Source organism: Streptomyces sp. NPDC029152, from assembly GCF_055564355.1.
Window position 1 is genome coordinate 82577 of sequence record NZ_JBVHWR010000019.1, and the last position, 6715, is coordinate 89291.

At 74.2% G+C, this 6715-nt stretch carries 7 protein-coding genes; 3 read left to right on the forward strand and 4 right to left on the reverse strand.

The features are described from left to right. Window positions 1-223: 223 nt before the first annotated feature. Both ACZ4V6_RS30335 and ACZ4V6_RS30340 read right to left on the reverse strand, forming a co-directional pair. On the reverse strand, window positions 224-589 hold the full coding sequence (locus tag ACZ4V6_RS30335; RefSeq protein ID WP_077801510.1) for a VOC family protein: 366 nt from the start codon (window positions 587-589) through the stop codon (window positions 224-226). A 28-nt stretch (window positions 590-617) separates the two neighbouring features. After that, window positions 618-1031: a DUF3224 domain-containing protein gene (locus tag ACZ4V6_RS30340; RefSeq protein WP_077801511.1), complete on the reverse strand. Its 414-nt coding sequence runs from the start codon at window positions 1029-1031 to the stop codon at window positions 618-620. A 134-nt stretch (window positions 1032-1165) separates the two neighbouring features. On the opposite strand from ACZ4V6_RS30340, the gene ACZ4V6_RS30345 reads away from it, so the two are divergent. Continuing rightward, complete coding sequence (locus ACZ4V6_RS30345; RefSeq protein WP_467833637.1) at window positions 1166-1882, forward strand: PIG-L deacetylase family protein; 717 nt, start codon at window positions 1166-1168, stop codon at window positions 1880-1882. Between the two features lie 34 nt (window positions 1883-1916). Here the strand turns inward: ACZ4V6_RS30345 and ACZ4V6_RS30350 are convergent, their stop codons facing one another. Together ACZ4V6_RS30350 and ACZ4V6_RS30355 are read right to left on the reverse strand one after the other, a co-directional pair. Next, a complete protein-coding gene (locus ACZ4V6_RS30350) occupies window positions 1917-2663 on the reverse strand; it encodes a class I SAM-dependent methyltransferase (RefSeq protein WP_467833639.1) in 747 nt (248 codons plus the stop codon). Beyond that, complete coding sequence (locus ACZ4V6_RS30355; RefSeq protein WP_467833640.1) at window positions 2660-4651, reverse strand: alpha/beta fold hydrolase; 1992 nt, start codon at window positions 4649-4651, stop codon at window positions 2660-2662. Before ACZ4V6_RS30355 ends, ACZ4V6_RS30350 begins: the two co-directional genes overlap by 4 nt. 301 nt (window positions 4652-4952) lie before the next feature. Here ACZ4V6_RS30355 and ACZ4V6_RS30360 point away from each other — a divergent pair, with 301 nt between their 5' ends. Together ACZ4V6_RS30360 and ACZ4V6_RS30365 are read left to right on the forward strand one after the other, a co-directional pair. Further along, window positions 4953-5207, forward strand: a complete 255-nt coding sequence (locus ACZ4V6_RS30360; RefSeq protein WP_171991178.1) for an acyl carrier protein — start codon at window positions 4953-4955, stop codon at window positions 5205-5207. Then, the gene (locus ACZ4V6_RS30365) at window positions 5204-6685 is read left to right on the forward strand and encodes an AMP-binding protein (RefSeq protein ID WP_467833642.1); all 1482 of its coding nucleotides are present in this window, start codon (window positions 5204-5206) and stop codon (window positions 6683-6685) included. The genes ACZ4V6_RS30360 and ACZ4V6_RS30365 overlap by 4 nt, the downstream gene beginning before the upstream one ends. The last annotated feature ends 30 nt before the right edge of the window (window positions 6686-6715 follow it).

The window sequence follows — 6715 nt, forward strand, 5'->3', positions numbered from 1 at the left end:
GGGGAAAAAGAAGGGGACCCCCGGAGCTTCTCAAAAAGCGGAGCCGAAAAAGGAAAAACGCCCCGGGGGCGGAGACCCCGCGGGGCCCCCCCCCCCCGCGGCTGTGGGCCCGCGCCCGGCCCGAAACGGCGCGTCCGGCCCCGCCCGGTGGCCTCGTCGCCGGTCTCCGGTACACGACCGGGCGGCCCCGCGGCACGTGCCGCGGGGCCACCCGGGGTGCGGTTCATCCCGCGTACGTGGTCAGGCAGAACGGGTGTCCGGCCGGATCCTGGTAGACCCGCCACTTGTCGCCGCCCGGCTGGAACTCCGGCTTGGTGGCGCCCAGTCGCAGCACCTGCTTCTCCGCCGCGTCCAGGTCCGGGACGCTGAAGTCGAGGTGGAACTGCTTGCCGGCGTCCGGCCAGCTCGGCGGGGTGTGGTCGGCGACCCGCTGGAAGCCCAGCCGTACGGAGGAGTCGCCCATCAGGTAGGTGTTGTCCTCGCTGCTGAAGATCTCCTTCCATCCGGTGAGCTTCCCGTAGAACTCCGCGAGCGCCTTGGGGTCCCTGCAGTCGAGCGAGATGGCGGCGAGAGTGCCGACGGTCTCCATACTTCTTCCCTCTCCTGTGACCGAGAACTCAGTCGGTCGGCAGCACGTAGTTCAGGACGAACGAACTGTGTCCGTCCGGACCGACGTTATCGCTCTTGTACGTGCCCTCGCCCTCCAAACCGGCCAGTTGCGCCGTGCCCGACCCGGGGACGACGGTCATCGTCGCCTCGGCGGCCCCGGGACGCACCACGCCCTTGACCTCGAGGACGAAGCTGCCGGTGCGGCCCTCCAGTTCACCGACGACCCGCTCCAGCCCGTAGAAGGGGCTCGTCCCGTCGCGGTGCCCGAGGATGAGGCACTCCTGGGTACTGGTGGCCGTCAGGTCACCGGAGTAGTGGTTCACCACCTGGCCGTGGAAGAGCATCATGGCCTCCTCCTGGGCGGCGAAGGGGCGCGGCTTCCAGGGCTCCCACTTCATCACGCCGGTTGCCGTCCTGCTCATGGGTCTCCTTCGCACATCTCTCGGCACGACGCGGCGGAATACCGCGCGCACCGGCCATGTTCACGCTTCACCGGCGCCGTCTGCTGTGCAATTTTGAGCATTGGCGGGGACTGTCCGCATGTTAACTTCCCCGTATGAGTGAGGAATTGAAGCCATTTCCGGACGACTGGACCACCGCCCTCGCGGTGGTGGCTCATCCCGACGACATCGAGTTCGGCGCGGCCGGCGCCGTGGCCGCCTGGACCAAGGCCGGGAAGACGGTGAGCTACGTGCTGGCCAGCAGGGGGGAGGCCGGGATCGACGGCATGTCCCCGGCCGAGGCCGCACCGGTCCGCGAGGCCGAGCAACGGGAGAGCGCGAAAATCGTGGGCGTCTCCTCGGTCGAATTCATGGATCTTTCCGACGGTGCCATCGAATACGGAACCGCGCTGCGCCGCGCGATCGCCGGGACCATTCGCAGGCACCGGCCGGAATTGCTGCTCACTTTCAATTTCCATGACCGCTTCAGCAGCGGTCGCTGGAATTCCCCCGACCACCGCAACCTCGGCCGTGCGGCGCTCGACGCCGTCGCCGACGCCGCCAACCGGTGGATCTTCCCCGACCTCGACGAGGAACCCTGGACCGGCGTCCGTCACCTCGCCGTCGCCAACTCCCCGCACCCCACGCACGCCGTGGACGTCTCCGGCTCGCTGGACCAGGCCGTCGCCTCGCTGGAGGCCCACCGCACCTACCTGGACGGGCTGCGGCCCCCGGTGAGCGACGTCCGCGGTCCGCTCACCGGCCTGGCCGCGCAGACCGGCGAGCGGTTCGGCGGCCGCCCCGCCATCGCCTTCGAGGTCATCCCCTGCTGACGCCGGACCGTCCCGCCCCCGCGGGGGCGAGGTGTCACTTGCGCAGCACCGTCAGCCAGGAGCGCCAGACCTGCTCCCGGGGCCGTTCCGGCTCCGGGAGCGCCCGGAGCGCCTCGATCACGGGCACCACCAGCCGTCGCCAGTCGTCGTCGGTCACCTCCCACAGATAGGGAGGCACACGCTTCTCGAGGCTGGTGGCCAGCTGCTCCGGGCTGGTCGCCTGCACGTACGCCGCGTCGGGCCCCTGCTGGACGGTGCGCAGCCCCACCGCGGCCGCCGCCTCGACCAGCCGGCCGGGGGAGTCCGGACGCTCCGGCCGCAGCGGCGCCAGCCGTTCCAGGGCCGCCACCATCGGATCGTCGTCGGCGAACGGGTCACCGTGCACCGCGACCAGCCGGCCACCCGTACGCAGCACCCGCCGCGCCTCGGCGAGCGCGGCTCCCATGTCGCCGACCAGGTGCAGCACATGGACGCAGACCACGTTGGCGAAGGCCCCGTCCGGGCAGGGCAGCGCACGGGCGTCGGCGCGGGCCAGCCGGCCGCCGATCCGCTCACCGGCCTGCCGCAGCATCGAAGGGGAGATGTCCACGCCGTAGACCGTGTGGCCCCGCTCCAGAAGCCCGGCCGCCACGGCCCCCGTGCCGACACCGACCTCCAGGGCCGGCCCGCCCGGCACCAGGTGGGGGGCGATGGCCCCGGCGGACTGGCGTCCGCGGTCCATGCCGCCCCGCAGGGCGTCGTAGTCGCGCGCCACCCGCTCGAACGATTTGGGGGTGCTCACCTCGTTTCCTCTCCGGCCGTCCCCGTGACGACCTCGTCCGCCGGCGGTGTACGGTCCGCCGGGTCCCGCCAGAACTCCTCCAGCACTTCCGCGAGCAGCTCGGCCCGGTCGTACAGGAACTGGTGCGTGGCCGCGGCGAACTCCGCGTAGTGCCCCCGCGGGAACCGGGCGGCGGCGGCGCGCAGCCGGGCGCGGGACACCACGCGGTCGTACTCCGCGCCCAGCGCGAGCACCGGCACGGACACCTCCGGCGCGCCGTCGGCGCTGTCATCGGCCCAGAACCCGAGCATCGCGGCGGCGTAGCGGACCAGGGCGTCCTCGTCGCGGAACGGCGCCCGCACCAGCTCGCGCAGGTCGCGGTGGGTGGCGGCGAGCACGTTCTCGGCGGACTCGGGCTCGGGCTCCGGCTCCCCGAACAGCCGCAGCAGTCGTCCGGCGGTGGAGGGCCGGGCGTGCACCGCGCGGCACAGGGTGTGCAGGCTGCGCTCGTGCTCCGTGTCGAGGCCGTCCCCGCGTCCCTCCACCCGGAACGATCCGCTGAGGAAGGCCAGCGACGCCACCCGCTCCGGATGCGCCCGCGCCAGGGCGACGGCCTCCTTCGGCCCGGTGCACCAGCCCACCAGGTGGGCGGGGCCGACGCCCTCGCGCCGCAGCACGGCGGCCGTCTCCGGCGCTCCCGTCCGCTGCCGCTGCGCGCCGGACGGCTGGACCAGCAGGACTCGCCGCCGCGCCGCGAGCCGTCGCATCAGCGGATACCAGAAGTCGGGGCCCTGCCCCAGCGCCCCGACCAGCACCACCGGCAGCGCGTCGGTGCCGCCGGGAGGCGGTCCGGCGGTGCGGTACGCCACCGTTTCCTGCCCGTCCCGAGCGGGGGACGTGCCCGTGCCGAGGGTCCCGACGAAGGCGGTTGTTCCGAGCAGCCGCTTCTCCCGCGCGGCCCTCTGCCCCTCGCTGACCGCGCGCAGCAGCCCGCGCTGCGCCGGCGGGCGCATGGCGGCCACCTGCGCACCGGGCCCCAGCACGTCGTACGCGTCCAGGACACCGCCGGCCCGTCCGGCACCCTCCAGCACGCCGGTCAGCCGCCGGCACAACAGCCGGTCCACGGCGTTGAGTTCGCCGGGCGAGGCGACGGCGGTCAGGCGGACGCCGTACACGTCGGAGATCCGGTCGCACAGTTCGGCGAGAGGCGTGGCGCGCGGGGACGCCACCCGGCACACGCGGCCCGCGGTCGCCACCGACGCGCTCAGCGCGAACAGCAGGCGTACGGCCTCCTCGACGGGCAGCAGCGGCAGAGCCGTACCGGGCGGTGCGACGAACCGCAGCGGCTCGCGCTCGAACCAGCCGGGCGCCCGGGCGCGCACCTCCGCGACGGTCTCCTCCACCGCGGCCAGCAGACGGTGCAGTCCCGCCGGGGTTCCCGGCGTCCGTCCGTCCGCCGTGACGGGGCAGGCCACCCGCAGCACCCGCAGCGTCACGCCCAGGCGCGCGCACTCCTCGGCAGCGGCCCGTTCCATGGCGGACACCACGTCCGCGACCGCGGCGGCGGCGGGCGGCACGCACACCGTGCCCGCAGGACCGCCGACGGACGGGAGCGGCATCGGCACCGCGGCCTCCGCGGAACCGACCAGGACGATCCCGCCCACCCCCGCCTTGGCCAGCGCGGGCAACGCCGCGCGCACCAGTTCCGCGTCCCGGCGGGCGTCCAGGACCGGGGCGGCACCGGCACCACCGGTCACCAGCCAGGCCGCCGCACCCGGCGGAACGCTCCCCGGCAGGTCCTCGACGCGGCACACGCGCAGACGGCCCGCGCGGGCGTCCGTCCCCGGTCCCGCGGCCGCCGACTCCACGGCCCGCCCCAGGAGATCCCGCGACGCGCCGTCGCCGTTCCGGTCCAGCAGAGTCACCCGGTCGCCCCGGGCCAGGCCGTGCGCGGCGATCCGCGCGGCCAGCCGGACGTCCGAACCGCCCACCAGCAGATCGCTCACCATGCCGGCCAGGCTCTCAACCCGCCACCTGGGCGTCTGCTCAAAAGTGAGCGGCGACGGCCCGACCGCCCGCCTACCGTCCTGCGCTGAGGTTCACTCGACCGGGGCCCGGGCGCCCGGCCCGTGCCGCCCGTTCCGCGACACCGCGTCCGCGAGGTACGCACCGGAGCTCTTTCGCGCCGGGGAGGCCCGCGCCGAGAGCCGCACGCACCCGCACCACGGGCCCGCCCTCGAAACGGCGGGAAGGCGACGACAGGGCCCCTCACCACACCGGACCACGACGGGGGGAAGGATCCGACTGGACGTGTCCGACACCATCGACGACCGACTCGACGCCCTCATACGGGCCGCGCTGCCGTCCGCGCCCGACGGCCTGGAGCTCGCGGCCGACCTGCCGCTGGCCGCCTACGGACTGGACTCCGTCGGCACCGTCGGGCTGATCGCGGCCCTGGAGGACGCCTTCGGCTGCACGGTGCCCGACGAGGAACTCCTCCCCGCCAACTTCCGTACGCCGGGGGCCGTCAGGGCCCTGCTGACCCGACTGGAAGTGACCACATGACGGACCGGCTGCTCGACGACTGGTTCCGCGACGGTCTGGCCGCCCACCCGCACGGTCCCGCCCTGCGGGCCGGTGCCGAGATCCTGTCCTACACCGAACTGGACCTGCGGGCCCGGGCCTGGGCGGCGGCCCTGACCGCCGGCGGACACCGGCCGCGCCGCGTCGGCCTGCTCACGGGCAAGAACGCCGACACCTACGCGGCGTTCCTCGGGATCCTCTCCACCGGTGCGGCCGTCGTGCCGCTCGGCGCCGACGTCCCCGCCGAACGCAACGCCGCCGTCGCGGCCGCCGCGGGCATCGACGCGCTCGTCACCGGGGAGGCCCACGTGTTCGCCCCGGGGCCCGGCGTACGGGTGCTGACCAGGCCCGACCCGACGGCGGCCGCCACCTTCCGCGGTCCGGCCGGCCGCGAGCCCGGGGACCTGGCCTACATCCTGTTCACCTCCGGATCCACCGGCCGCCCCAAGGGCGTGCCCATCACCCACCGCAACGCCAGCGCCTTCCTCGCCGCCGCGCTGCCCCGCTACGACGTCGGGCCGGGCGACCGGTGCAGCCAGATCTACGAGCTGACCTTCGACCTCGCCGTGCTCGACCTCTTCCTCGCCTGGGGCACCGGCGCCTGTCTCTGCGCGCTCACCCGGCTCCAGGCGCTCAGCCCCGAACGGTGCGCGCGCACGCACGAGCTGACCTTCTGGCACAGCACGCCCAGCCTGATCGCGGCCGCCGCCCGCTCCGGCCTGCGCCCCGGCGGCCTGTCCCGGCTGCGCTACGCCGTGTTCTGCGGCGAACCCCTCCCCGTCACCGTCGCCCGCACGGTGCGCACCGCCGCCCCCGACGCCGTCCTCGACAACATCTACGGTCCCACCGAACTCACCATCGCCTGCACCGCCTACCGCTGGCACGTCGGTGACGAACCCGAGTGGTCCACACCGACCGTACCCATCGGCACGCCCCTGGACGGAATGGACTTCGTCCTGCTCGGCCCGGACGGGCGGCCCGCCGACGACACCGGCGAACTGTGCATGTCCGGGCCCCAGATGTTCGACGGATACCTGGACCCCGCCAATGACCGCGGCCGCTTCGTCGACCTGCGCGGGCGCCGCTGGTACCGCACGGGCGACCGCTGCCTCCTCGACGGCAAGGCCGGCCTCGTGCACCTGGGCCGTGACGACTCCCAGGTGAAGATCCAGGGCTACCGCGTCGAACTCGCCGAGGTCGAGGAGGCGTTGCGTCGCAGCGCCCCGGGACGGGACGCAGCGGCCTGCACGGTCGACACCGCGCGGGGCGCCGAGCTCGCCGCGTTCCTCATCGGGGCGCCGCTCGACCCCGCCGACGTGCAGGCTCGCCTCGCCGGTCTGCTGCCCGCCTACATGCTCCCCCGCCACCTGTGGGTGCTGCCCGAGGCACCGCTCAACCGCAACGGCAAGACGGACCGTGCGGCCCTGCGTGCCGAGGCGGCCCGCCGCGCCGGCTCCTGAGCGCGGACAGAAAGCGAAAGAAGGACCCCA

Coding starts and splice junctions, on each gene's coding strand:
- ACZ4V6_RS30335 (WP_077801510.1), bottom strand. CDS start 589: ATGGAGACCGTCGGCACTCTCGCCGCCATCTCGCTCGACTGCAGGGAC.
- ACZ4V6_RS30340 (WP_077801511.1), bottom strand. CDS start 1,031: ATGAGCAGGACGGCAACCGGCGTGATGAAGTGGGAGCCCTGGAAGCCG.
- ACZ4V6_RS30345 (WP_467833637.1), top strand. CDS start 1,166: ATGAGTGAGGAATTGAAGCCATTTCCGGACGACTGGACCACCGCCCTC.
- ACZ4V6_RS30355 (WP_467833640.1), bottom strand. CDS start 4,651: ATGGTGAGCGATCTGCTGGTGGGCGGTTCGGACGTCCGGCTGGCCGCG.
- ACZ4V6_RS30365 (WP_467833642.1), top strand. CDS start 5,204: ATGACGGACCGGCTGCTCGACGACTGGTTCCGCGACGGTCTGGCCGCC.